14 protein-coding genes are annotated in these 23,353 nt (G+C 67.4%); 2 read left to right on the top strand and 12 right to left on the bottom strand.

Annotated elements, in window-relative coordinates; all coding sequences use genetic code 11:
• Positions 1-112: 112 nt before the first annotated feature.
• From efeB to BST13_RS32755, 5 genes are read right to left on the bottom strand one after another with little or no spacing between them, the layout of a single operon-like run.
• On the bottom strand, positions 113-1,342 hold the full coding sequence (gene efeB / locus BST13_RS32775; protein WP_083169600.1) for an iron uptake transporter deferrochelatase/peroxidase subunit: 1,230 nt from the start codon (positions 1,340-1,342) through the stop codon (positions 113-115).
• 9 nt (positions 1,343-1,351) lie between these two features.
• Positions 1,352-3,388, bottom strand: a complete 2,037-nt coding sequence (gene efeU / locus BST13_RS32770; protein ID WP_083169598.1) for an iron uptake transporter permease EfeU — start codon at positions 3,386-3,388, stop codon at positions 1,352-1,354.
• Between the two features lie 45 nt (positions 3,389-3,433).
• Complete coding sequence (locus BST13_RS32765) at positions 3,434-4,435, bottom strand: DUF4331 family protein (protein WP_083169584.1); 1,002 nt, start codon at positions 4,433-4,435, stop codon at positions 3,434-3,436.
• A gap of 15 nt (positions 4,436-4,450) precedes the next feature.
• Positions 4,451-4,879, bottom strand: a complete 429-nt coding sequence (locus tag BST13_RS32760; RefSeq protein ID WP_083169582.1) for an RDD family protein — start codon at positions 4,877-4,879, stop codon at positions 4,451-4,453.
• Complete coding sequence (locus BST13_RS32755; protein WP_083169580.1) at positions 4,876-5,334, bottom strand: hypothetical protein; 459 nt, start codon at positions 5,332-5,334, stop codon at positions 4,876-4,878. Before BST13_RS32755 ends, BST13_RS32760 begins: the two co-directional genes overlap by 4 nt.
• 75 nt (positions 5,335-5,409) lie before the next feature.
• On the opposite strand from BST13_RS32755, the gene BST13_RS32750 reads away from it, so the two are divergent.
• A complete protein-coding gene (locus BST13_RS32750; protein ID WP_142282889.1) occupies positions 5,410-5,877 on the top strand; it encodes a hypothetical protein in 468 nt (155 codons plus the stop codon).
• Between the two features lie 68 nt (positions 5,878-5,945).
• Here BST13_RS32750 and BST13_RS32745 read toward each other — a convergent pair whose 3' ends face one another.
• The 3 genes from BST13_RS32745 to BST13_RS32735 are packed head-to-tail and all read right to left on the bottom strand — an operon-like array spanning position 5,946 to position 10,591.
• Entirely contained in the window at positions 5,946-7,352 is a 1,407-nt protein-coding gene (locus BST13_RS32745; protein WP_083169608.1) for a phytoene desaturase family protein, read from the bottom strand.
• Entirely contained in the window at positions 7,349-9,115 is a 1,767-nt protein-coding gene (locus tag BST13_RS32740; protein WP_083169576.1) for a DUF3556 domain-containing protein, read from the bottom strand. Before BST13_RS32740 ends, BST13_RS32745 begins: the two co-directional genes overlap by 4 nt.
• Before the next feature lie 21 nt (positions 9,116-9,136).
• Complete coding sequence (locus tag BST13_RS32735) at positions 9,137-10,591, bottom strand: class I adenylate-forming enzyme family protein (protein WP_083169574.1); 1,455 nt, start codon at positions 10,589-10,591, stop codon at positions 9,137-9,139.
• Between the two features lie 105 nt (positions 10,592-10,696).
• Here BST13_RS32735 and BST13_RS32730 point away from each other — a divergent pair, with 105 nt between their 5' ends.
• Complete coding sequence (locus BST13_RS32730; RefSeq protein WP_083169572.1) at positions 10,697-11,950, top strand: PucR family transcriptional regulator; 1,254 nt, start codon at positions 10,697-10,699, stop codon at positions 11,948-11,950.
• On the opposite strand, the gene BST13_RS32725 is transcribed toward BST13_RS32730, so the two are convergent.
• The 4 genes from BST13_RS32725 to fadD32 all read right to left on the bottom strand — a co-directional run bounded on the left by BST13_RS32725 (position 11,936) and on the right by fadD32 (position 23,302).
• The gene (locus BST13_RS32725; RefSeq protein WP_083169570.1) at positions 11,936-14,191 is read right to left on the bottom strand and encodes a molybdopterin-dependent oxidoreductase; all 2,256 of its coding nucleotides are present in this window, start codon (positions 14,189-14,191) and stop codon (positions 11,936-11,938) included. The two genes, BST13_RS32730 and BST13_RS32725, sit on opposite strands and share 15 nt — an antisense overlap.
• A gap of 170 nt (positions 14,192-14,361) precedes the next feature.
• Positions 14,362-15,915: an acyl-CoA carboxylase subunit beta gene (locus BST13_RS32720; RefSeq protein WP_083169568.1), complete on the bottom strand. Its 1,554-nt coding sequence runs from the start codon at positions 15,913-15,915 to the stop codon at positions 14,362-14,364.
• Positions 15,912-21,275: a polyketide synthase Pks13 gene (pks13, locus tag BST13_RS32715; RefSeq protein ID WP_095533804.1), complete on the bottom strand. Its 5,364-nt coding sequence runs from the start codon at positions 21,273-21,275 to the stop codon at positions 15,912-15,914. Before pks13 ends, BST13_RS32720 begins: the two co-directional genes overlap by 4 nt.
• Positions 21,276-21,409: 134 nt before the next feature.
• Positions 21,410-23,302, bottom strand: a complete 1,893-nt coding sequence (gene fadD32, locus BST13_RS32710) for a long-chain-fatty-acid--AMP ligase FadD32 (RefSeq protein WP_083169564.1) — start codon at positions 23,300-23,302, stop codon at positions 21,410-21,412.
• Between the last annotated feature and the right edge of the window lie 51 nt (positions 23,303-23,353).

Genomic DNA, 23,353 nt, shown 5'->3' with positions numbered 1-23,353 from the left:
CATCGCGGCCACCACCCCCGACCCCCGGTAAGACATACCGAAGCCCCCGATCAACCGCTCAATTTCGCAACAACCCGAATTTGCGTGCATAACTGGCCACTCGGCGAGCTGGCTAGCTCAACAAGCCCCGGCCGTACCAGTCATGGTCGTCGGCCAAACCGGGCAGTGCGAAGAAGTAGCCACCGCCGAAGGGCTGCACGTAGTCGACGAGAGGTTCGTCGTTGAGCCGGTTCTGCACGGTCTCGAACTGCCGGTCGATGTCCTGCTGGAAGCACACGAAAACATGCCCGGACTGCATGTTGCCGTTGCGGTCGACGCCCAGGTCGTAGTTGTAGGACCGCCGCAGCAGCCGCTGGTTGTCCGTGGCGGGTGTGCGCGGATTCGCGAGCCGGATGTGAGCGTCGAGCGGAATGGTCTTGCCCGCGGCGTCGGCGGCATAGTCGGGGTTGTCGAATTCGTTGTTGCCGTCCAGCGGGGCCCCGCTGTCGCGGCGCCGGCCGAACATGCGCTCCTGCTCGTTGATCGACACGCGGTCCCAGAACTCCACGAGCATCCGGATGATGCGGACCACCTGGTAGGTGCCGCCGTGGGTCCAGGCCGGCTCGGCAGGGTCGGTCACCCAGATCAGCTTCGCGGCGTCGTCCGACACGGGGTTTCCGGTGCCGTCTTTGAAGCCGAGCAGATTGCGTCCGGTGCCCGACGGGCGTGGCGGCGAGTTGTATCCGTCGATGCGCCACCGCATCTGCATCGAGCCACGCACGGTGCGCATGATGTCGCGCAGCGCGTGGTGCAGGGTGTCGGGATTGTGCGCGCACAGCTGCAGCAGCACGTCGCCGTGTGACCACTGCGGATCGGGAAAGTCGTTGGGGAATACCGTCATCGGCTTGAGTTTGACGGGTTTGCGATCGGCGAGGCCGTACCGTCCGTCGAACAGGCTGGCGCCCAGCGCGACCGTGACGGTCAGCCCGTCGGCCGGGATCACCGGGCCGAGCACGGCGCTGTCAGCGGGCGGCTGGGATATGCCGAGTTCGGGCGGCGTGCCGCCGGTGGTCAGGAACCGGGCCCGCTCGGTCAACGCCCTGAAAGTGGCTGCGAGCGTTGCCTTGTCCTTGGCGGTGACGTCAAAGGCGATGAGGCTGGCGAAGTTCTGCTTCTCGGCTGGCGGCGGCGTCAGGATGCCGGACTGGTGCTCGGCGTGGAACGGATAGCGCTCGGGCGGGGCTGCCACGGTCGCCGCGTTGGCGTCCACCGTCTTGCCTTCGAGCAGCACGGCACCGGTGATCGCGGTCCCCGCGGCACCTGCGGCGGCGCCACGCAGGAAATGCCGTCGACTGACATCCATCTGCGGCTCCTAACGGCTGACCGGTAGTTCGATGACGAGCGGCACCGAGGCCAGCGTCTCCAGTGCCTGTCCCAGGGCCGCGTTGACGGCGTTACGCTGCGCGGCAGAAGCCCGACTCAGCGGTACCCACCCCGTCGCGCGCAACGCGGCATCCAGCGCGTCGAGATCAGAATGGGCCTGCCCCAACAACTTCGGCGCACGCGGTGTGATCAGCGGGGCGAACTGACCGAGCACCGCGCGGGTCGCCTCGACCGACGCCGCGGTCTCGGCGTACTCGGTGCCCGCGCCCTGGTTGGTGTATCCGGCCAGCTGGAACCGCAGCATGTCCTCGAGAATCTCGTGGGGCCGCTTGGTCTGATCGGCGGGCTCGGGCATGGCGTCGGTGAGGTTGACCCGCAGTTTGGCGACCTCGGTGGCGAGAGCGTCGGCTACGGGCGTCAGCTGGGCGGGCGACTGCCCGTGCCACAGGCCGTATTCGAGCCGGCGCAGCCCGGCGAAGTCGGGATCGTTCGCGCCACCGGGCAGTCCGTGCGGCAGGCCCGCGATGGCGTCGCCGTAGTCTCCGAAGCTGCCGTAGGCGGCGCCGACGCGGTTCCAGGTCAGCATCGCGGCAGTCCAATCCGTCTTGGCCGCAGGGATGTTCCCGCTGCCGAGGTCGGTCCTGATGCTGCGCACCTGGTCACTCAGCGTCGCGAGCAGCGCGTCGACGTAACCCTGGTAGGCGGCCATGGCCGGCAACAGATCGTCTTCGGTGACCCGCACGATCGGCGCCGGGGCACCCGGAACATCTTGTCCGCTGACCTGTTTGGCCTGCGAGACCACCGCGGGCTGCCCGGCCAGCAGGCAGGTGAACTTGTAGCTGCCCGAGCCCAGATTGGCCGTCATCGGCGCGCTGGTGGCCGGGCCGAGGGTCTCGATCTCGGCGACGACGCCGTTGTTGGCGTCCACCAGGTTGATCTCGCCGGTCTTGCCGGACTTGTTGACGACGGTGAACGTCTGGTTGCCGGGGCGCACGGTGGACCAGTCCGCCGCGCAGGTGGTTGCCGTGACGGTCACCCGGGTGGCGTCGGTGTCGGCGCCGGGCAGCAGCGCGATGACCGCAGCGGCCACCACGGCGGGCACCACGACGACCGCGACGGCCACTGCCACCGGCCGGTGGGCGATCAGCCGACTAACAGCGGAAGGTGCCGACGGCTCTGCGGGTTTGGCCGGCGCCGGGGCCTGCCGCGCCGACCGCAGGAAGGCCGGTATGACGACGACGAGGTAGCCGACCCACGCCAGCACCTGCAGCACTGTCATCCGCGGGGTCAGCTGGGTGATGCCGGTGATGATGGTGACCCACCACGAGTCGGCGGAGATGTGACCGCTGAGGTCGAATGCGTACCAGGACCGGCCCGGGAGCCAGCCCGCGGTCTGCAGATCGCCGATGCCGTAGGCGAGGATGCCCGCGGCGATGACGATGAGCACCACGGCCGTCCGGGTGAAGAAGGTCTTGAGGTTCATCCGCACCGACCGCCGGTACAGCAACCAGCACAGCACGACGGCGATCGCCAGGCCGACGGCGCCGCCGATGATCGGGCCGATCGATTCTCCGGCTGCCTTGGCCGCGGTCCAGAAGAACAGCGTGGTTTCCAGGCCTTCGCGGGCGACCGCCAAAAAAGCCGTCAGCGCCAGCGCCCCTGACCCCAGCATCATGGCCTCGGCAACCTTGCCGCTGAGCTCGCCGGACAGCTGGGCAGCCGTGCGCGACATCCAGAAGATCATCGCGGTGACCAGCACCACCGCCAGGATGCTCAGCAATCCGCCGACGATGTCCTGGCCCACGCCGCCCAGCGAGCTCGTCGTGGCGCTCAGCACCGCCGCGAAGCTTGCGGACACCGTAAGCGCCCCCAGCAAACCCAGCCAGACGGGTGCGGTGGGCCGCCTGGCACCGTCGGCAAGCGGGGATTTGTGCACGGCGGCCAGCAGGATGCTGACCACCAGGCCCGCTTCCAGGCCTTCCCGCAAACCGATCAGCAGGTTCGGCACAGCGTCGGATAGGACCACCTAATTAAGGTAAGGCACACCAACTGAGAGGCCGCTGTGGATCCATCAGTGCGGCGGCCCCAGGTACGGGAACACCTGCAGCGTGTCGGTATGCGGGCTCAGACCGGAAGGCGGGCAGTCACCCTTCGTCAGCGACGCCAACCGGTAATCGATGACGTCGTCGGTGAACACGCGGCCGTTCGGATACTTGGCCGGCTTCGACGGGTCGAACGTCAACATGTCGGGCAGGATGCCCTCGGCGTCGATGGCAGCCACGGCTTCGTCGTCCGAATAGCCACCGGTGTGCCCCAACAGGTGGACGAACTGGGCCATCCAGCGCTCCCGGTCATGGATCGGCACGCTGGCGTTGTACTCCAGCTTGGTGTCGTCGGTGTTGAAGAAGCTGCTCACCGACGGATGCCCGGCCCGGTCCACGTGCTGCAGCTCGCCGTCGACGCGCACGCTGCACCGACCCCAGATGCGGATGTCCGGGTCGGCGCCCAGCTGCTCGGTGGGCAACTCAAGGACCATCGAACACACATTGGCCTCGGTGTTGGAATCCACGCCGGTCCAAGGGTATTGGCCGCTGAGGTGCAGTGCGGTGAAGTTGCGGCCGCCCCGGATGTCGAACAGGTTCTTGATGCCGTCGAAGTCGAAGAAGAAGGCATCGCTGCGCGCACCCGCGAAGAACGTGTAGGCATCCGTGCGGGCGATCACCGGTTCCCGCCCGAACGACACCTCGACGCCACCGAAGATCCGCTCGCCCACGGCCTCGGGTGATTCCGCCTCTTCACCGGAGGCCAGGTACACGTCCACGGTCTGGCGGCCGTCGGCGGGCTCGGAGAACACGTAGCTGAACGCGATGTCATTGCGCAGGTCACCGTTGTTGTCGATGGCCAGGCGGTAGATGGCATCCGGATGTAGGAAGTCGGCCTGTGGATTGGCGTTGAGGATCAGCACCGTGCGTGACGGGTCCGCCGGTGACTGGAAGGCATACAGATCGCACAGATCGAGACGCTGATCGCCCAGCGGCGGCCCGAGGCTCAGCCCGGTGAAGTGGTTCGACATGGTGCTATCCAACCGCTATACCCGCGCGTAGACCACCCGACTGCCCAAAACAATGTCCTGCAACGACCTTCGCCGCGCGTCGACCACCACCCACAGCAGGCCGACCGGGAACAGCACGTAGGCCACCGCTCGCAGCAGCGCCACCACCGGCCCGAGCCGTTCAGACCGCCGGCCCACCACCCGAAGCCCCATGACCACGGCTCCGACCGTGCAACCCGACACCACCCAGCAGCCCGCCAGGTAGAGAACCGACACCACGAACATCACCAACGAGGAGAAGATCGCCGAAACGGTCGGCAGGCTGAATGTGGTGGGGCCGAACATCAATCGCGTCAGGATCAGGCCGACGTACAACGCCGAGAGCACGATGCCGACGACGGCCAGGTCGATGACCGCAGCCACCCCCCGGCTCACGATTCCGGCCGGGCGGGCGTCCTGACTCACGACTGATCCCGGTCACGGCCCAGCAAGCGGTCAACGAAGCCGGACACCATGTCGTCGGCCCGCTCACCCTGGCTGCGGACGTCGGTCATCACCTCGGCGGTCACGGAGTCGGTCGACTTGCGGATGATGGTCGGCAGGTCGATGCCGTCGACCACCTCATTGGCCAAGCCCACCAGGTCGACGCGTTGGCGCACCAACTCGTTGAGGTCGAGTTCGTCCAGAACCATGTCGACGACCTGTACGGCGACGGCGGTCACGACCGCTTTCACCGGTTCGATGCCTGCGGTGATCACGCGCTCACCGCGCGCGGACAGGTCCTCGCGCACCTGCTTGAGCAGACCACCCAGTACGGGCAGTCGCTCGGCCCCGCGATAGACCGCGACCACGCCGCCGACAGCGGTTGCTGCCGCGCCCGCGGCAACCGTCACCGCGGGATGATCCTCGAGGCCTGACACGGTTCGAATGGTAGCCGCGCAGTGGTTGGCAGAACTTGGGATCGGTAACTGCGCGGGTGCTCTCTACTGATGACCATGACGACACGTTTCATGCTCATCGCGACAGCCGCGGCATTCGCCGCGATGTGTGTCGTCTCCCCCGCTGTCGCCGCGGCTGATACACGGGTGCACCTGCAGACGCCGTCCGGCAACATCCGCTGCGTGCTTGACATCTCGTCCACCACCGATGCGCCGGTGGCTCTCTGCCAGATCAGCGATCACACCTACGTCGCGGGGCCGTCGCGGGACGAGACCACCGGGGCGGCCTGCCCGATGGGCAATGCGGGTCGCGATTTCCGGCTCGACGCGGGCCGGCCCGCATTCCTACGGTGCTCGTACGCCGCGCTCGACGGCGGCGCCGGGGTGTGGGAGACGGCCGACGACGGCCAGGCCACCTCGTTGGGCCCGATCACGTGTGTCAGCGAAGCCGCGCGGATGACGTGCACCGACACCGACAGCGGACACTTCTTCCGGGTGTCACCCGAGAGTTATCAGCTGGGCTAGCCTCCGCGAGCAGACATGCGGGTCCGGGACACGCCGCGTTTCAGGGACTTTCGCGTCTGCTCGGCGGGTCAACGGGCCAGATGCCGCAAGGCGAGTTGAGCCGCGTTGGCGCCACACATACCGTGCGCGCCGGGCCCCGGTGGGGTCGCAGCCGAGCAGATGTACATCCCCGGAACACCAAGCCGGTAGGGCTGCAACGTCATCCGTGGCCCGAAAACCAGCTGCCGAATATCCTTGGCGCCCGTGCAGATATCTCCACCGACGTAGTTGGGGTTGTAGACCGACATCTCGGTGGTGGTGCGGACGGCCATCCCGACGATGCGGTCCCGAAAGCCCGGCGCGAACCGCTCGAACTGGCCGATGATGGCCTCGGTGGCGTCGCCGGTATACCCCTGCGGCACATGGGCATACGAGTAGACGGGGTTGATGTCGCCGACCGATCGCTGCGGGTCGGCCAGATACTGCTGGCCCACCAGGACGAACGGTCGCTGCGGCATGCGCCCGGCGTGGATGTCCCGCTCGGTGCCCGCGATTTCGTCGAAGCCCCCACCCAGGTGCACGGTGCCGGCCTTACCGACCTGCGGGTTACGCCACGGCACCGGGCCCTGCACGGCGAAATCGACCTTGAACGCGCCCGGTCCGTACCGGAACCTGTTGAACTGCTTGGCAACTCGGCGCGGCATTCGGTCGCCGAGGATGTCGGCGATGGCGGTCGGCGCGAGATCGAACATGGTGATGTCGGCAGCGGGCAGCTGCGCAGCGGAGGTGACCCGAACCCCGGTCTGCACCTTGCCGCCGAGATCGGCGAGCACTGCCGCCAGCGCGTCGGTGATCGCCTGCGAGCCGCCTGCGGCCACCGGCCAGCCATGTCGATGGCCTGCGGTGATGATGCCAAGGCCGATCGCCGAGGTCAGCGGACGGTGCAGCGGCTGAAAGGTGTGTGCCGCAACACCTCCGAACAGTGCCCTGGCCTGCGGAGTGCGGAACAGCCGGCTCAGTACCGAAGCCGGCAGCACCGTCGGCGCCCCGAACCGGGCCAGCGCGATCGGGTGGTTCGGCACGCGCAACAACGGGCCCATGATGTCCTGCGCGAGCGTGTCGAAGCGGGCCGACGGACCACCGAACAACGCCTTCCAGCGGGTACCGTCGACGCCCAGCCCCGCAGCGGTGTTGTCGACGCTGCGCCACAGCAGGCCCGCGCCGCCTTCGTCCAGCGGGTGCGCGCAGTCGATTTCGGGCAGCCGCCACTCGATCGGCAGATCCAGCCCGGACAGGAACGCCGAGCCGACCGCCATCGGGTGGATCGCCGCGCAATGGTCGTGTATCAGGCCGGGCACGATCGCCTCGCCCGAACGCACACCACCACCGATCTCGTCCTTGGCCTCCAGCACCGTGACGTCGACACCGCGGGCCGCCAGCGTGATGGCGGCAGCGAGCCCGTTGGGCCCGCTACCGACCACGACTGCTGTGCTCACGCCTGAACCCCGGCCCTGCGCCACGTCACGTTCAGCGGGATCGGGCCGTTGGGCAGCCACGGCTGCTCCTCGACCAGGTCAGCGACGTTCCAGGTGCCTCGCTCGATGACTCCGATGGCCGCGTCGATCACCTTGTACTCCTGGGTCTTCTTGTGGATCGGCTGCGACTCGACCCACGCGATCACGAACTCTCCGGGCTCGAACTGCGCTTCGCTCTGGATGGCCCGGATCAGATCCTCATTGTGCAGGTGCCCGTCACCGAAGTTGAACCCGATGATGGTGTTGCAGGACATCTCGCCTTCCCGCACGGTGCGGGTGTCGATGTCGGGCAGGGTCTGCAGCAGCACCGAATACAGGCCGCGGCCCTGGCTGTGCATGGCCCGCCACGCCGTCACCTGCTGGGTGAACACCTCGGCGGCCACCGGATCCCAGCCGAAGTTGATGTACTGGTCCACCGTGTTGGGCGCGGAGCGGGTCACACGGTTGAGCTTCTGCTCGGCACCCGGGGTGAATGTCCACACCGCCGAGGCCCAGTTGCCTGCGTACTGCCGCATGGCCGGCAGGAACGACACCAGGTCGGGGCGCAGGTTGCCCAGGACCGGGAAGAAGCACAACCCGATGAGCAGCGCGATGGTGAGCCACGGTGACGACATGTCCCAGATGGCATACCCGTTCCAGTTCGGGAAACCCACGAACAGGAACACGGTGACGTAGGCGAACAGCACGTTCCATTCCACCGGCACAGCGAGCGGGAACGTCGAGATGATGAACAGGTGGAAGCACACCATGACGGCGGCGGCGCAGAACGTCAGCCACGGCCACGGTGACAGCAGCAGCGCCAGCGGGGCGACGATCTCGACGAAACTGCCGGGGCCGTGCGCCATGAACGTGGACAGGTGCGACGGGCGCAGATCGTGCGGGAAGTTGCGGTAGTGCGCGCGCTTGAGCCACTTGAACGGAAGCGTCGGGCTGTTGCTCACCATGGGCGGGATGACGTTGGTGAAATGCAGGCCGAACTTCGAGATGCCTGCCCAGATCCACACCGTGCCGATCAATAGCTTGCCCGCGATGATCATGTCGACGAACGACAGCGTGGTGAAGAACAGCAGCGCGGGCAGGTACTGCTCACCGCGGGCGGCCAGGAAGATGGTCTTGTCCCGCAACCCGATCAACACCAGCAGCACCATCGGCACGATCAGCAGGGCAGGGTTGACCAGTCCGGAAGTGTTGTCCGGCAGCACTTTCGACAGGGAATCACTGTGCACACCGGGCGCCACCAGCGCCACGGTCACGCTGATGATCAGCGCCAGGTAGACGGTGACGTCGAACCAGGTGCGGCGATCACCGTTGGTGAACGGCACCGCCTTCCACGGCCGCAGCCGAATTGTGTTGACCTTGGCCCAGAATCGGTAGCCACCCGTCATCGGCTTGGTCTTGCCTGCCAGCGGCCCCCACGATCCGGCGAGCCCGATGAGCTCGAGCAGGATGGTCCACAGGATGACCTTCTGGTACATGATCGGCTGGTTCCACCAGCCCGACACGTGCCAGAATGCCGGCAGATGCGATGTGGCAGTGGCGATCACGATGCCGCCGAGGGCGTAGAAGAACACCAGCTTGACGATGTAGAGGACATGGATCATGCGGGGCACCCCGAGGCCGTGATCGGCCCACTTGGTGGTCATGATGCGGATGCGCTCCATCAGGGGCTGGCGCAGAAAGTCCTCCAGGTCGACGTCGGGCAGGGTTGGCGTGACGAATCCCATGATGAGCTCCTTCGTTTCAGGCTAGGCGCGGGCGGCGGTCAGGGTTTTGCGCAGTGCCGGCTTGTCGATCTTGCCGACGGGGTTCTTGGGCAGTTCGTCGAGCACGGTGATCTCCACGGGCAGTTTGTATTTCGAGAGCGAAGCGCGCAGGTGTGCGGTGATGTCGTCGACACTGACCTCGGCCCCGGTGTGCAGCGAGACGAACAGCACCGGCTCCTCGCCGTACAGCGCGCTGGCCTGCCCGACCACGGCGGCTTCCGCGACGCCCGGGAGGTGATAGACGACGGTCTCGATCTCCTTGGGGTAGATGTTCTCTCCACCGCGGATGATCATGTCCTTGGCCCGGTCGACCAGCACCAAGTAGCCGTCCTCGTCGAAGCGGCCGACGTCGCCGGTGTGCAGCCAGCCGTCGACGACGGTCTTGGCGGTCTCTTCGGGACGGTTGAGGTAGCCCCGCATCACGTTGGGGCCCTTGATCACCACTTCGCCGACCGCACCTTGCGGCAGCGTCGCGCCGGACGCGTCCACGATGCGAATCTCCTGACCCGGCAACGGAGTTCCGACGGTTCCCGGCTTGCGCCTGCCGTGCAGCGGGTTACCGGTGCTGGCGCACGAACCCTCGGAGAGCCCGTATCCTTCGATGAGCCCGATGCCGAAACGGCGTTCGAACCGCTCCAGCAGTTCGACGCTGGCCGGCGCCGCGCCGCACACCGCGAACCGGACGGAACTGGTGTCGGGTGTCACGTCGGCCGGTAGGCCGGCGAGCATCGTGTAGATGGTGGGTACCGCGGAGAAGTAGGTGGCCCGGCTGGCCTCGACGCGGTCGAAGAACGTGGTGGGGTTGAACCGCCCGGCGATGGTGGCCCGTCCACCCGCGATGAGCGGGGACAGGATGCTCACCACGATGCCGTTGACGTGGAAGAGCGGCAGGATCAGCAGGCTGTGGTCGGCCGGAGTCAGTTCGAAACCCTCGATCACCATGGCGCACATGGCATTGACGTTGCCGTGATCCAGCATGACGCCCTTGGGCCTGCCGGTGGTGCCGCTGGTGTAGATCAAGAGCGCAAGCGCGTCGGCGGGGTTGTCGGCGGCGTCAGCGGCGTCGGGTTCGCCGGTCAGGTCGTCCACATGCAGCACCGGGATATCGGCTTCGACGGTGCGGTCGGCGATCAACACGACCGAACCGGCGTCGGCGACCTGATAGGCCACCTCGGCAGGCACCAGGGTCGGGCTGATCGGGGTGACGGCCGCCCCGAGCCGCCACGCCGCGAACAGCACGACGACGAACTCCGTGCGGTTGGGCAGCATCTGGGCCACCACGGTGCCGGGGCCCACCCCGTGGGCCCGCAACGCGGCCGCGGCCCGCTGGACGGCGTCGAGGAATGCGGTGTTATCGAGGTCGAGGTGATCGTCGGCGACGGCGGGAGCGTGCGGGGCGGTGGCGGCCCGGTGGTCGGGCAGGGCGGCGAGATTCATATCACGACAGTAGAAATTTGTGCCCGCCACCACACCGTCGTGCGCCGATGAACTTGATTTGCCGGTTTGTTGTCCGGAAACAAATTCGCGTTCTACGGTCTAGGCATGGATCCGGCGGTCAGCGAGGCCACCGCGGTGGTGATGACCCGCTTGATAAATCGCCAGGCCGAGGTTGCCCGCGCCGTCCAGCGGCACCTGGCCAGCGATATCGCCGATCTACGCGGGGATCCCGAGATCCTGGAACTGCTGGCATCCAGCGTCGAGGGCAACGTCGACACCATCTTCCACGCACTGCGTCACAACATATCGCTGGAGAACATCGAAGCACCGACCGCGGCGCTGGAGTACGCGCGGCGCATCGCCCAGCGCGGGGTGCCGATGAACGCGTTGGTCCGCGCCTATCGACTGGGCCACGGCATGGTGCTCGATGTCGCCGCCGAGGAGATCAACCGGGCCGGGCTGGATGCCGAGACCGGCTTCACGGTGTTCGAGCGGATGACCTCGGTGACCTTCCGGTACATCGACTGGATCACCCAGCAGGTGGAGGTGGTCTATGAGGACGAACGCGATCGGTGGCTGACCAATCGCAACAGTGCCCGGGCACTGCGGGTGCGGGAGGTGCTGGCCACCGATGCGGGCGCCCCGGATGCGCTGAGCACCGCGCTCGGGTACCCGATGCGGCGCACGCACCTGGCCGTGGTGTTGTGGTGCCCGGCCGAGTCCGGTGCCGAGGACGGGCTGGCCCGCCTGGAGCACTTTCTGCGTGAACTCGCCGAAGCTGTTGGTGCACAGGGTGATCCGTTGTTCGTCGCGGCCGACCGTACCAGCGGATGGGGCTGGATTCCGTTGTCCCCCAACACCGCGCCTGCGGTCGCGGGGAAAGTCAAGCAGTTCGTCGCCGCGCATTCGGAGGCACCGCGGGTCGCGCTGGGCACCCCGCTGCCCGGGGTCGACGGCTTCCGGCGCTCGCACCGGCAGGCCCGTCGCGCGCAGGATGTGGCGATCGCAGGCGACGCCGGCGGTGTCACGGCAGCCGGTGATCCCGGGCTCGCGGCCGCCGCCCTGCTCGGGGACAAGCTGGACGAGGCCCGCGAATGGGTTACCGACGTGCTCGGCCCGCTTGGCTGCGACACCGACAACGACGCCCGGCTACGCGAGACGCTCCGAGTGTTCCTGCAGCACGGCAACAGCTACAAGTCCGCGGCCGAGGAGCTCAACCTGCACTTCAACTCGGTCAAGTACCGCGTGCTGCGCGCGGAAGACCGCCGCGGCCGCCCGATCGCCGACGACCGTCTCGACGTGGAACTCGCTCTGCTGCTGTGCCATTGGTACGGCACAGCGGTGCTAGCGCCGGGCTGACACGGTCACCGTCACCGGGATCCCGTTGAGCGCACCGTTGCCGGACGGCTCGTCGAGAAAGTCCGGCGGTGAGAGCACATTGGTGTTCACCCCCGGCGACGCGTTGGCCACCGACAGCTGCGTGCCGGGAAGACCGTGACCCCACCCGTGCGGCATCGACACCACGCCCGGCTTGATGGCGTCGGTGATCTCGACCGGCACCTCGATGCTGCCGCCGGCCGAGGTGACCGTCACGACATCGCCGTCGAACACACCGTTGGCCTCGGCGTCGGCGGGGTGGATCAACAGCGTGCAGCGGTCCTTGCCCTTCATCAGCGCAGGCACGTTGTGCAGCCACGAGTTACACGACCGCAGGTGCCGCCGACTGACCAGTACGAGGTCGACGGGGTCACGCCGCAGTCGTTCGGCGAGCCGGGGCAGATCATCGATCAGGTACTGCGGCGCCAGCCGCACCTTGCCCTCCGGCGTCGACACCACCTCGGGCAGCCGCGACTGCATCGGCCCGAAGTTGACGCCGTTGGGCCGCGCCTTGAGCTGCTCGAGCGTGATACCGCCGGGCTTCTCGCCGTAGCGGTCACCGAACGGCCCGGTGCGCAGCGTGAGATCGAGAATCCGTTCCGGACCGCCCTTTTCGTAGTGCTTGCGGATCTCGGCACCGTCGAGGCCCTGCGTGAAACACAGGTAGTCGAACCAGCCGTCGTCGATCGCTCGCACGTCGACGTCCTCGGCGGGCGTGCCCGTGCAGAGGCCGGTCAACCGGATCATGATCTCCCACTCTTCGGGGCGATCCGGATCCTCGGGCGCGAACACCGGCGGCGAGTAGTTCGCGAAACTGTTGACCGCGTTGTTGAGCAGCAGATCGTCGTGGTGCGGCTGTTCGAGCGGAGACAGCCCGGGCAGGATGACATGCGCGTGCCGGGTGGTCTCGTTGAGCGCGTTGTCAATCGAGATCATCGCGTCCAGACCGGCAAGCGCCTCGCCGAGCTTGTGGCCGGCCGGGGTGGACAGCACCGGGTTGCCCGCGACGGTGATCAGCGCCCGCACCTGCCCCTCGCCGGGTGTCGCGATCTCTTCGGCCAGGCACGAGACCGGGGCTTGTCCCAGAACTTCTTTGGCGCCGCGGACCCGGGTACGCCACCGGCCGAACTCGGGCTTGCCGCCTTCCAGACCAGGTTGGGGTTGCACCGTCAGCGACCACGCCGCGGCGTGCGGGAACATGCTGCCGCCGCGCGCGTCGAAATGTCCGGTGAGGATGTTCACCACGTCGACGAGCCAGCTGGCGAGGCTGCCGAATTCCTGGTTGCACGTGCCGATCCGGCCGTACACCACGGCCCGCTCGGTGCCGGCCAGTTCGCGGGCCAGGTCACGGATGCGCTGGGCAGCGATGCCCGTGACGGCAGCGACACGCTCGGGTGCCCACTCGGCGGCGATGGCGCCCACGGTCTGCACCCCGTCCACGTACGGTTCGGTGTGCCCCAGCGTGACAAGGCCTTCGTCGAACAGCGTGTGCACGACGCCCAGCAGCAGTGCGGCGTCGGTGCCGGGTGTGATGGCGAGCCACTCGTCGGCCTTGGCAGCGGTCGCAGTACGAACCGGATCGATGACAATCACCTTGCCGCGCTGCCGTATTCGATGGATGGCGCCCATGACGTCAGGGGCGCTGAGGACCGAGCCCTGCGAGGCGGCCGGGTTGGCGCCCATCACCACAAGCAGGTCGGTGTGTTCGATGTCGGGCACCGGGAAGCTCCACCAACCGCCGTACATCAGGTGCGAGGTCAGGTTTTTGGGCCATTGGTCGACAGTGCCCGCCGAGTAACTGGTCGGGATGCCCGAAAGACCAAGCAGGACACCGATGTAGCGGCCCAGCGAGAACGTGTGCGCACTCGGGTTGCCGACATAGCTCGACACCGCGGCGATGCCGTACTGCTCGATGACGGGGGTCAGCAGCTCGGTGCACCGGCGGAATGCAGTGTCCCAGTCCACTTCCCGCCACTGCCCGGCCACCTTGATCATGGGTCTGCGGATGCGGTCGGGGTCGTCGTGCAGGGCCGCCAACGACGCGCCCTTGGGGCAGATGTGCCCGTGGCTCCAGACGTCGTTGCGGTTGCCCCGGATGTGCGCCACCCGGCCGTTCTCGACGTGAATTTCGAGGCCGCACATCGCCTCACACAGCGGGCAGGTACGCAGATGCAGGCCGTCTTCGCCGATGGCAGCCAGCGGCAGGGAAACTCCAGCGGTCATCAGCCCACGCTAATGACAAATTTGACATTTCGGACCGCATTGGCCCGCTCACCGGGACAGGCAAGTGGCCGCTAATCCTGGCGAACAGACACGGCGGCACCCGAACTTCGGCGTGTCGCGTACCGCAGGTGGGGGCCCTCCCGCTTGCGGGGGACTGCTCGGCAGGGAAACTAGATGGGCAACAAGCCGTGCTTGCGCTGCACGCGGCCGTGCTTCTGCTTGTCGCGCAACAGGTGAAGCGACTTGCGCAGCAGCAGCCGGGTCTCGTGCGGCTGGATGACCGCGTCGATGAACCCACGCTCGGCGGCGATCCACGGCGTGGCCATGTTTTCGTTGTAACCCTTGATGAAGTCCGCGCGGATCTTCTGCACCTCGGGCGCGGTGGGGTCCGGGAAACGCTTCACGAGCAGCTGCGCGGCGCCCTCGGCACCGATCACCGCGATACGTGCGGTCGGCCAGGCGAAGTTCAGGTCGGCCGAGAGCTGCTTGGAACCCATCACGGCGTAAGCGCCACCGTAGGACTTGCGGATGGTGATGGTCACCTTCGGCACGTCGGCCTCGACGACGGCGTTGAGGAACCGGCCACCGCGCTTGATGATGCCGCCCTTCTCCTGCTCGACGCCGGGCAGGAAGCCCGGGGTGTCGACCACGAAAACCAAAGGCAGGTTGTAGGAGTCGCAGAACCGGATGAACCCGGCCGCCTTGTCGGACGCCTCGTTGTCGATGGCGCCGGACATGTGCATCGGCTGGTTGGCGACGACACCGACCGGATGCCCGTCGACGCGCGCGAACGCGGTGATGATCGCCTGCCCACGCTGCGCAGCGACGTCGAACACGTCACCGTCGTCGAAGATCCGCAGCAGGATCTCGTGCATGTCGTAGGCCGTGTTGTCGGCGTCCGGCACGATCGAGTCGAGCTCGAGGTCGTGCGGCGTGACCTCGGGCTCCATGCCTGGGTTGACGATCGGCGGATCGTCAAAAGTGTTGGGGGGCAAGAAGCTCAGGTAGTCGCGCACGTACTGGAACGCCGCGGCCTCGTCCTCGACCACCTGGTGGATGTTGCCGTAGCGGGCCTGCGCGTCGGCGCCGCCCAGCTCGTCGAGCGTCACGTCCTCACCGGTGACGTCCTTGATGACGTCCGGGCCGGTGACGAACATGTAGCCCTGATCGCGCACCGCGACCACCAGATCGGTCTGGATCGGCGAATACACCGCGCCGCCGGCACATTTGCCGAGAATGATCGAGATCTCGGGCACCATGCCGCGCAGCAGCTCGTGGCGGCGGCCGAGTTCGGCGTACCAGGCCAGCGAGGTCACGGCGTCCTGGATGCGGGCACCGCCGGAGTCGTTGATGCCGATCATCGGGCAGCCGACCATGGCCACCCACTCCATCAGGCGGGCCACCTTGCGACCGAACATCTCACCGACCGTGCCCTGGAACACCGTCTGGTCATGGCTGAACACGCCCACCGGGCGTCCGTTGATGGTGCCGTGACCAGTCACCACACCGTCACCGAACAACGCATTCGGGTCACCCGGCGTCTTGCACAGCGCACCGATTTCCAGGAAGCTGCCCGGGTCGAGCAGCGCGTGGATGCGCGCACGGGCACTGGGAATGCCCTTCTTCTCACGCTTGGCGATGGCCTTCTCACCGCCGGGTTCCTTGGCGACCTCAAGCTTCTCGCGGAGATCGGCCAGCAGCGCGGCCGTCGTCTTGTTCGTCACTTGCTCTCGCTCTCAGCTTCGATCCGGTTGAGCGCCTCGCTCATGTGAGCACCCACTTTGGCAATGTACGGCTCGTCGATGGCCTGGATGTGCTCGCCCCCGATGGGCACGACCTCGAGATCCTTGACGTACTCGCCCCAGCCGCCGTCGGGCTTGCGGGTCGCATACGCGGGCTCGAACACGATCGCGTCGTCGTGGTAACGGTCGGCCAGATACAGCGTGACGTGCCCGTCATACGGCTGGACCTCGATGGTGGCCAGGGCACGCTGGTCCAGGTACGACGTGCGCTGGTGCTCGATGATGCCACCCGGGATCTGCACGCCGCTGTCCTTGATGGCGTCCAACACGAACTTCACCTGGCCCTCGTCGTCGAGCTGCTCCAGCTCCTCGTACGGGATGGCCGGAATCTCGACGTTGAAGGTGCGTTCGGCGAACAAGGCGTAGCGATCCCAGCGGGCCCGCATGCCCTCCTTGCTCTGGTCGATCGGCTCGCCCGGAAGCGCGAGGTCGATCAGGCCGACGAACCGCACATCGGCGCCGGCCCGCTTGAGCCCGATGGCACAGGCGTAGGCCAGCGCCCCGCCCAGTGACCAGCCCGCCAGCACGAACGGACCATCGTGCATCTCCAGCAGCTTGGGCACGTATTCCGCGGCGCGTTCCTCGATCGCGCCCTCGACCCGCTCGAACCCGTAGACCGGGATATCGGCCGGCAGCCGCTTCATCAACGGTTCGTAGACCACCGTCGAACCACCGGCCGGGTGGAACACGAACAGCGGCACGTGCGAGCTGCCTTCTTTCGGTGCCCGCAGGGTGCGGACGAACCCGTCCACCACACCTTCCTCGAGCTGGTCGCGCACGATCGTGGACAGTGCCTCGATGGTCGTGGCCGACTTGACGTCGTCGACGGTGATGGTGCCCTCGGCGCGCTCCGACAGCCGCTCGGCCAACTTGGTCGCCGTCGCGTCGTCGACCGCGGGCAGCTCGTTGAAGATGCCGCCCGGGGACTTGCCGGTGACGATCGCCCACGTCGCGAACGTGACCCGTTCCGCTGCGTCGCGCGGCGGCACGTCGGCACCGAGCGCCTCGGTCACCGCCTCCTGGGTGAGCACCTTGGCGGCGGCTGCTGCCGCAGTGGCCTTGGACGGTCCGGCAGGGCCCGACGGGTCACTCGGCGGAGCCGGGATCGACGGCCCGCTCGGATCGGTGGGCGGTGCGGGGATGTCGATCGGCGCAGCGGGTGCGGCACTGTCCTCGGAATCCTTGTCGGCCAACGGATGCCCCGCCTCTGGACCATCCCCCGTCGCTCCGCTCGCCTCGGCCAGCTTGGCCTCGACCTCGGCAACACTCGATGCGCCCCCCAGGAGCTCAGCCTGCTCGGCGGCAATCTCCTCGGCCGTCTTGCCCTTCTGAGATTCGGCGATCTGATCGACCTCGTCGCGGTGCTCGATCGCGTACTTGATGAGCTCCTCGACGTTGTACAGGTTGGCGTCCCGCACCGCGGTCAGCTGGATGGGCGGCAGATCGAAGTCGTACTCGACGCGGTTCTTGATCCGCACCGCCATCAGTGAGTCGAGACCCAGCTCGATCAGCGGCACCTCCCACGGGAGATCCTCGGGCTCGTAACCCATTGCCGCACCGACGATGGTGCCGAGCCGCTGCGCGACGGTCTCACCGGACTCCGGTGACCACTTCTCGAAGCCGGCGCCCATGCCCGCGCCCTGGGTCAGGTGGTCCTGCAGGATCTCAGCGTCGTCCTCTGGCTCCGGCTCGGCGACGGCCGGCGCGGTCGAAACCTGCTCGGCGACAACACCGGCGCCCACCGCGGTCGGCAGCGTGGTCGCCGCGCCCCCGCGCGTGACGATGGCGTCGTAGACCAGCGTGAAGGACTCATCGATGCGGGCGTGCACCTGCACCGAGGCACCCCCCGGATGCCTGGTCAAGGTGGTGACGAGCCGCGATCCTTCGGCGGGTACCGCGCGCTGCTCCGACGCCGTCAGCTTGGCATCCGGAAGCACCTGTGCGGCAGCGGCTTTCACCAGAGCAGCGAGGTCAGCCGCGCCCTTGGGCACGAACTCCCACACGTGCTTGCCGTCAGGGGTCGCGACATGGTTGCCAGGCATGACCGCCGAGCTGTCGCCGGTGAAGTGCGCATCGAGCCAATGCTGCTTGCGCTTGAACCGCGTCGGCGGGATGTTGGCGAAGTCGAGAGCCCCGGCCAGACCGCTGGACTTGCGCGGGAACAGCGTCCGGATGTCCAGATCGTGGCCGTGCACGAACAGGTGCGCCATGGCCGTGACCATCGACGTGACCTCGTCCTGCTTGCGGGCGAGCGTCGGGATCAGCTGTGCGTCATGAAGCCCGGCGCTGGCGGTCGTCAGACCAACCTGCATGAGCGCCACCGGATTCGGGGCGAGCTCGAGGAACGTGGTGTGCCCGTTGTCGACCGCGTTGCGGATGCCGTGGGTGAAGTAGACGCTGTGGCGCAGCCCCTTCTTCCAGTACTCCACGTCGTGGATCGGCTCGGCGCCGGCCCGGATGAACTTGCCCTCGTGCACGGTCGAGAAGTAACCCGTGGCCAGCGGATGCGGTTCGATGCCCTGGATCTCGGCGGAGAGCTCACCGAGCAGCGGGTCCATCTGCTGGGTGTGGCTGGCGCCCTTGGTCTGGAGCTTGCGGGCGAACTTGCCCTCGGACTCCGCGCGGGCGATGATCGCGTCGACCTGCTCCGGCGGACCACCGATGACGGTCTGGGTCGGGGCGGCGTAGACACAGACCTCAAGGCCCGGGAAGTCGGCGAAGACGGTCTTGATCTCGTCGGCCGAGTACTCCACGAGGGCCATGAGCCGGATGTACTCACCGAACAGCATCGCCTCGCCCTCACCCATCAGGTGTGCGCGCGAGCAGATGGTACGGGTCGCGTCGGCCAGCGACAGACCGCCGGAGAAGTAGGCGGCGGCCGCTTCACCGAGCGACTGGCCCACCACCGCACCGGGTTTGGCGCCGTGGGCCTTGAGGAATTCACCGAGCGCGATCTGGATGGCGAAGATCACCGTCTGGACCACTTCGATGGGGTATTCGCAGGTCTCGTTGGTGTAGTCGATCGCGTCGTCGAGGATCAGCTCGACGACCGAATAGCCACGCTCATCCTGGATGTGGGCGTCGACCTTGTTGATCCACTCGGCGAAGACCGGCTCGCGCAGGTACAGCTCTTTGCCCATCTTGCGGTGCTGCGCACCGAAACCGGCCAGCACCCACACCGGCCCGTTGGTGACGGGCCCGTCGGCGGTGATCACGCTCGGGTGCTGCTTGCCCTCGGCCACCGCGCGCAGCCCCTTGACGGCCTCGTCGTGGTCGTGCGCGAGAACGATTGCGCGGGAACGGCCGTGGTTGCGCCGGGACAGCGAGCGGCCGATGGATTCCAGCGACGACGCGCGGCCCTCTTCGCTATCGATCCAGTCCGCCAACTCGGCCGCCGCGGCCTTCTTGCGCGATGTGAGAAACGCGGAGATGGCCAGCGGGACAACCTTTTTGGTGGGCTCGGCCGCTTCTGCAGCCGCCAGCTCCTCACGTGCCTTCTCGATCAGGCGCTTGGCCTCGTCGGTCAGGCCCGGCAGCTCATGCGTCGCCTCGTCGTATGCGGGGTACTCATCGGCCCCGGATTCATCCTCGTCGTGAATGAACTCGCCGTACTCGTCCATCCGGACACCACCCACGTAGACCGCGTTGGCATCGTCGGAGGCCGACTTGTCCTCGACGGCTTCGGGTTCCGGCTCGGGCTCGACGAGATCCGACGGCAGCACCTCACGCAGCACCAGGTGGGCGTTGGCACCACCGAAGCCGAAGCCCGAAACACCGGTGATGGCGTGACCGCTGTAGCGGGGCCAGTCCGAGACGGTGTCGTTGACCTTGAGGTGTTCTTTGTCGAAGTCGATGTAGGGGTTCGGGCCCGCGTAGTTGATGGACGGCGGGATCTTGTCGTTGGCCAGCGCCAGGGTCATCTTGGCCAGGCTCGCCGCACCGGCTGCCGACTCCAGGTGCCCCACATTGGATTTCACTGCACCCAGCAAGGCAGGCTTGTCGGCGTCGCGGCCCCGGCCGACCACCCGGCCCAGCGCATCGGCCTCGATGGGGTCACCGAGGATGGTGCCGGTGCCGTGCGCCTCGATGTAGTCGACGGTCCGCGGGTTGATCCCGGCGTCCTTGTAAGCCCTGCGCAGAACCTCTTCCTGCGCATCGGGATTGGGCGCCAGCAGACCGTTGGAGCGACCGTCGTGGTTGACCGCGCTGCCTGCGATGACCGCCAGGATCTGATCGCCGTCGCGGCGGGCATCGGAGACCCGCTTGAGCACGAGCATGCCGCCGCCTTCGGAGCGGGCGTAGCCGTCGGCGTCCGAGGAGAACGACTTGATGCGGCCGTCGGATGCCAGCACACCGCCGACCTCGTCGAAGCCGATCGTCACCAGCGGGGTGATGAGCGCGTTGACGCCACCGACGATGGCCACGTCGGCCTCACCCGAGCGCAGGGCCTGCACACCGTGGTGTGCGGCCACCAGCGAGCTCGAGCAGGCGGTGTCCACCGACACCGAGGGGCCGCGGAAGTCGTAGAAGTAGGACACCCGGTTGGCGATGATGGCGGTCTGGTTACCGGTGATGGCGTATGGGTGGGTGACGGTCGGATCGGCCAGCGACAGGTAGGAGTAGTCGTTGTTGGAGCTGCCGATGTACACCGCGACACTGCCGCCGCGCAGGCTCGACGCCGGAATCCTGGCATGCTCCAACGCTTCCCACGTGAGCTCGAGCGCCATGCGCTGCTGCGGGTCGATGTTGTCGGCTTCCATCTTCGACAGCGCGAAGAACTCCGAGTCGAAACCCTTGATGTCACTGAGGTAACCGCCGCGAGTGCGCGCCTTGCCCACCCGCTCGGCGATCCGCGGTTCGCTGAGGAACTCCTCCCACCGGCCCTCGGGCAGATCGGTGATGCAGTCTTTCCCGCCGAGCAGCGCGTCCCACATCTGGTCGGGGGTGTTCAAGTCGCCGGGGAACCGCGTCGACACACCGACAATCGCGATGTCCTCGACGTCACGGGCGCGCGACCAGTCCTCGTCGCCGGTGTCCTCGGGTTCGGGCTCGCCTTCGATGATCACGGTCGCCAGCGACTCGATGGTCGGGTGCCGGAACAGCACCGTGGCCGTCAGGGTGACACCGGTGAGATCCTCGATGTCGCTGGCCATCGCCACCGCGTCGCGCGAGGACAGGCCGAGCTCGATCAGCGGCGTGGTCTCGTCGATGGCGTCGGCCGACTGGCCTGTCGCAGAGGCCACGGCCTTGCGCAGCCACTCACGCATCTCCGCGACGGTCATGTCAGGGCGCGACGTCGGCTGGCCGGCAGACTCGGTGCGGGCTGGAAGATTCGAATCGCCTTGAGTTTCATCCATTTTCAAGTCACCTTTGTCTCAGACCGGCCGCCAGGCGAGGTCATGTCGTTCGGCCCGGGTCAGTCCGTCTCGTCGGGGAAAGCGTTGGCGATCTTGCCGCTGCGCAGGGTGCCGTCCAGGTAGGCGGCCCGGCAGGCGCGGCGGCCGATCTTGCCGCTGGAGGTGCGCGGGATCGCACCGGCGGCAGTCAGCAGCACGTCGCGGACGGTGACGCCGTGGCGCACCGCGATGGCGGCGCGGATGTCGTCGGAGATCGGTCCGACCTCGAGCTTGTGCGCACCCGGCGCGCGCTCGGCCACGATCACGAGCTGTTCAGAGGTGTCGTCTGCGTCGCGCTTGATGCCGGCGTGGGCGTTCTCGAAGACCTCGTCGGGCAGCTGGTTGGCCGGCACCGAGAAGGCCGCGACGTACCCGGTGCGCAGCGCCTTGCTGGCCTCCTGCGCCGAGTACTCCAGGTCCTGCGGGTAGTGGTTGCGGCCGTCGATGATGACCAGGTCCTTGACGCGGCCGGTGATGTAGAGGTCACCGTCGTAGAAGGCGCCGTAGTCGCCGGTGCGGACCCACGTGGCGTCGTCGGCTGCACCCTCGGCGTGCGACGGGCTGGTGCGCGACTTGAGGGTGTTCTGGAACACCTCCCGGCTCTCGTCGGGCTTGCCCCAGTAACCGGTACCCATGTTCTGGCCGCTGATCCAGATCTCACCGACCTGGCCGTCGGGCAGCTCGGTGGCACTCTCGGCGTCGACGATGACCGCCCACTCCGCCAGACCGACCTTGCCTGCCGAGGCCTGGGCCACGGCCTTGGGCGAATCCTCCGGCACCTCGACGATGCGCCCGTTGTTGAGCTCGTCGCGGTCGACGGTGATGATCTTGGGTTCCTCGGCCGACGGCGTGGTCGACACGAACAGCGTGGCCTCGGCCAGGCCGTACGAGGGCTTGATGGCCTTGGGCGGGAAGCCGTACGGCCCGAACGCCTCGTTGAACCGGCGCACGGTGGCCGCCGAGATGGGCTCGCTGCCGTTGAGCACGGCCTTGACGTTGGACATGTCCAGCGGCGCCGAGCCCTCCTTGGGCACGCCGCGGGCAGCCGCATGGTCGAACGCGAAGTTGGGGGCCACCGAGATGGTGCCACCGGTGTCGCCCTCCTTGCGGGCGAGCTCGCGGATCCAGCGTTCGGGACGACGCACGAACGCAGCAGGCGTCATGAAGGTGAAGTAGTAGCCGATCATCGGCGCGAGCAGCGCGGTGATGAGGCCCATGTCGTGGAAGAAGGGCAGCCAGGACAGGCCACGGTCACCGTCTTCGCCTTCCAGCGCCTCGACCACCTGCACCACGTTGGTGGCCAGGTTGAGGTGGGTGATCTGCACGCCGGTGGGGATGCGGGTGGAACCGGAGGTGTACTGCAGGTACGCGATGGTGGTCTCGTCGGGCTGGTCCGGCTTGATCCACGTGGCGGCGACGTCATCCGGGACGGCGTCGACGGCGATCACGCGCGGACGCTGGTTGGCGGGCCGGCTGCGGAAGAACTTGCGCACGCCCTCGGCCGCTTCGGTGGTGGTCAGGATGGCCGACGGGTGGCAGTTGTCCAACACCGCGTGCAGGCGTCCGACATGGCCCGGCTCAGACGGGTCGAACAGCGGCACCGCGATGCGGCCCGCGTACAGGGCGCCGAAGAAGGCCACCAGGTAGTCGAGGTTCTGCGGGCACAGGATCGCGACGCGGTCGCCCGGCTGGGTGACCTGCTGCAACCGTGCGGCGACGGCCTTGTTGCGGGCGCTGAACTGCGACCACGTCAGGTCGCGGGCGACGCCGTCACGTTCGGTGGAGAAGTCGAGAAACCGGTAGGCGAGCTTGTCGCCGCGGACCTTCGCCCAGCGCTCGACGTGTTCAACGATGCTTGCGCCGTCAGGAAACTTTATCTGTCCGTCCTTGATGAACGGATTGTGGAACGGCATATCTCTTCTCCCGTCAGAGCCGCACTCATCGTGAAGCCTGTTATGGCACGT

The sequence above is a fragment of the Mycobacterium aquaticum genome (assembly GCF_002086485.1).
Taxonomy (GTDB): Bacteria; Actinomycetota; Actinomycetes; order Mycobacteriales; family Mycobacteriaceae; genus Mycobacterium; species Mycobacterium aquaticum.
The sequence above is the reverse complement of the archived record's forward strand: the minus strand, read 5'-3'. Positions and strand labels throughout refer to the sequence as shown.

Coding starts and splice junctions, on each gene's coding strand:
- BST13_RS32750 (WP_142282889.1), top strand. CDS start 5,410: ATGACGACACGTTTCATGCTCATCGCGACAGCCGCGGCATTCGCCGCG.
- efeB (WP_083169600.1), bottom strand. CDS start 1,342: ATGGATGTCAGTCGACGGCATTTCCTGCGTGGCGCCGCCGCAGGTGCC.
- fadD32 (WP_083169564.1), bottom strand. CDS start 23,302: ATGCCGTTCCACAATCCGTTCATCAAGGACGGACAGATAAAGTTTCCT.
- BST13_RS32735 (WP_083169574.1), bottom strand. CDS start 10,591: ATGAATCTCGCCGCCCTGCCCGACCACCGGGCCGCCACCGCCCCGCAC.
- BST13_RS32765 (WP_083169584.1), bottom strand. CDS start 4,435: ATGTCGAACCACTTCACCGGGCTGAGCCTCGGGCCGCCGCTGGGCGAT.
- pks13 (WP_095533804.1), bottom strand. CDS start 21,275: ATGACCGTCGCGGAGATGCGTGAGTGGCTGCGCAAGGCCGTGGCCTCT.
- BST13_RS32740 (WP_083169576.1), bottom strand. CDS start 9,115: ATGGGATTCGTCACGCCAACCCTGCCCGACGTCGACCTGGAGGACTTT.
- BST13_RS32730 (WP_083169572.1), top strand. CDS start 10,697: ATGGATCCGGCGGTCAGCGAGGCCACCGCGGTGGTGATGACCCGCTTG.
- BST13_RS32725 (WP_083169570.1), bottom strand. CDS start 14,191: ATGACCGCTGGAGTTTCCCTGCCGCTGGCTGCCATCGGCGAAGACGGC.